Source organism: Serratia sp. Ag1 (assembly GCF_000743355.1).
Lineage (GTDB): Bacteria > Pseudomonadota > Gammaproteobacteria > Enterobacterales > Enterobacteriaceae > Chania.
In genome coordinates this window covers 1-2797 of the sequence record NZ_JQEI01000020.1, presented here as the reverse complement: position 1 = coordinate 2797, position 2797 = coordinate 1, and the positions used below count along the sequence as shown (strand labels likewise).

The following is a 2797-nucleotide window of genomic DNA, read 5'->3' as shown; positions in this document are numbered from 1 at the left end:
ACAAAGGCTTTGAAGTGCTGTCCCGCCCTATCGGGGAACGGGCGACACGCTGCCGTTACACCACCACGCAGGATATCGAACTGCTGCCGCTCACCCTAAACCGTGCGGTGCTGGATACCGAGCCAGATGGCCGTTCGGTGGTCCGCCTGCGCTTTCACTGCGGTGAACTGGCCGACTGGAGCAGCATCAGCTTGCGCCATCTGCCGCTCTATTTTGATGCCGATGCGCCATTGGCCTGCGCCTTGCACGAAGCCTTTACGCTCAATACGGCCAAACTGTGGATACGTCTGCCGGGTCAGGCTGACCGTCAGCCGCTGGATGCGTTCTTTGCTCCGCAGGGCTTTGGCAAGAACGATACCCTGTGGCCGAAAGGTGACAGTGCTTTCAGTGGCTATCAGTTGTTGCTGGAGTATTTTACCTTCCGCGAGAAGTTCATGTTTGTTGCGCTGACCGGGCTGGATTCTGTGGAGCTGCCGGCAGAGCTGGCCTGGTTTGAAATCGATGTGGTGCTGGAGAAGCGCTGGGAGCACGACTTCTCGTTCTCGGAAAAACACCTGCGCCTGCACTGCGTGCCGGTCATCAACCTGTTCCCACTCGAGTCAGACCCGCTGTCGCTCTCTTCGTTACAGACCGAATACCTGCTGCGCCCGATGCGTGTGCAGGACGGCTATACCGAGATTTACTCGGTGGACGCGGTGATTTCCTCCAAGCACTCCGGTCACCAGGTGTATGTGCCGTTCACCAGTTTCCGTCACAAGGGCGGTATGCTGCGTCACGATGCGCCGGAATATTACTATCATACGCGCGTCAAGCGCGGGCCATCGGGCCTGCACGATACCTGGCTGATATTGGGTGGCGAAGCGTTTGACAACCACCAGGTGCCAGAGAACGAAAATCTGTCTTTGAGCCTGACCGGCACCAACGGGCAATTGCCGCGTAAATCGCTGCAAAGCACCGTACTGGACACCGCAGTGAAGTCGACGGGGGCCAATGTGCGGATACGCAACCTGTCTGCGCCGACAATGCCCTGTTACCCACCGAACCGTGACCGTTTCCACTGGCGGGTGCTGAGCCATCTGGGCAGCAGCTTCCTGTGGATGATGGACAGTGCTGACGTGCTGCGCGGGACGCTGGCATTGTATGACTGGACGGAAAGCGAAATGAACCGCCGTCGGCTGCAGGCCATCGTTGAAGTAAAGCACAGCGAGATTGAGCGTTTTGAACGCGGCTATCTGTTGCGTGGGGTGCATATCGAAATCACCCTCGACAGCAACGGTTTTGCCGGTACTGGGGATATCTGCCTGTTCGGTGAAATGCTCAGTCGCTTCTTTGCGCTGTATACCGATATTCATCTGTTTAATCGTCTGACCCTGATACTGCAACCGACAGGAGAACGCCTGGAATGGGAAGAGAATCACACCCGCCGCATCCCCGGCTGACCGCCCGACTGGAGCAGGACATCGGACGGATTAACTTTTACCGTTTCTGTCAGTTGCTGGAACAGCCCGGCTTACCGCCACTCGGCAGCACCGCCAACCCGGCGGACGACCCGGTGCGTTTTCGCCCGTGGCCGGGCATGGGGTTCCCGGTCAGCGAGCTGAAAGCGCTGGAAACGGATGCGGAACATCCGGATGCACCGCCAACGGTACGCACCACCTTTATGGGGCTGTATGGTGTTGACTCACCGCTGCCCACTGCCTATATCGACGATATCACCCAGCAGCGTGAAGGGCATGAGGCGCTGGAGGGGTTTCTCGATATCTTCAACCACCGGTTCATGACGCAGTTTTATCGTATCTGGCGTAAATATTCGTACCCGGCGACCTTTGAATCCGGTGGTAAAGACCCCACGTCGCAAAGCCTGCTGGGGTTGATTGGCATGGGCATTCCCGGCACACAGCAGCATTTTGCCACCCCGACCTCCCGCTTCTTGGCGTTGTTGGGGGTAATGCGTCAACCGGGCAGAACCGCCGAGGGCGTTCAGGCACTGGTGCGGCTACTGGCACCGGACACACAAGCGGAGGTAACGCCTCATTGCCTGCGTACGGTGCGCATTGATGCCCCAATGACCTTCACCGATGAAGGCGCGAACTGGCTGGATGGCTACCAGGTACTGGGGGATGAAGCCACCGATGCCAACAGTCAACTGCTGATTTCCCTGCATACCGCAAACCGCGACGAGGCTCATGACTGGCTACCGGAAGGGGCGCTGTATGCTGATTTTCTGGTATTGTTGCGGGTGTATCTGGGGTGGCGTTATACCGCTCTCATTCAACTGACGGTGCCCACGTCTCTGCTGCCTGCCATGGTGCTGGGTGAAGCACCGATAAGGTTGGGTCTGACCGGGGTACTGGGGCTGGATGACCAGAGCCCGTCGGACGATATGCCGGATTATTTTACTGTGGAACTGGGCCATTACCGTGGTATGGCCCCTGATAGGCCTCAAGAAGGAACGCGACGTGTTATTAACTACCGCCTGGAAAAATAAAATCGGATTGGTGGCATTGGCCGTATTGCTGAGTGGCTGCGGGCTGACCCAGACAGTGACGGACGGCACCGTGTCGGCGACGAAATCACTGTTTTACAAGCAGGTGAAAGTCCTGCATCTGGACTTCACCGCCCGTGAAGCACTGAATACCGACGCGCGTGAAGAGAACTCCGCCTCCGAACCGGTGCTGGTGCGGGTGTATCAATTACGCGATGACAAGATTTTCCATAAAACGGTGTATCAGCAACTGGCAGGGGATGGAGATGGCGCTTTGAAAGACGACCTGCTGGCCAGCCGCAGCGTGGTGGT

The 2797-nt window shown here is 57.8% G+C and carries 3 protein-coding genes; all 3 read left to right on the top strand.

The window, feature by feature from the left end; genetic code table 11:
- Window positions 1-1439, top strand: a 1439-nt coding sequence (tssF, locus tag IV04_RS12505; RefSeq protein ID WP_037440868.1) for a type VI secretion system baseplate subunit TssF, incomplete at its 5' end; no start/stop codon positions are given.
- Window positions 1403-2488: a type VI secretion system baseplate subunit TssG gene (gene tssG, locus IV04_RS12500; RefSeq protein ID WP_037404435.1), complete on the top strand. Its 1086-nt coding sequence runs from the start codon at window positions 1403-1405 to the stop codon at window positions 2486-2488. The genes tssF and tssG, both read left to right, overlap by 37 nt.
- Window positions 2460-2797 (top strand): type VI secretion system lipoprotein TssJ (gene tssJ / locus IV04_RS12495; protein ID WP_072010881.1); only part of this gene is annotated, 338 nt, incomplete at its 3' end. The genes tssG and tssJ, both read left to right, overlap by 29 nt.

What these genes read in the sequence shown, in the direction of transcription:
- tssG (WP_037404435.1), top strand. Translation starts at nt 1,403, where the DNA reads ATGGGAAGAGAATCACACCCGCCGCATCCCCGGCTGACCGCCCGACTG.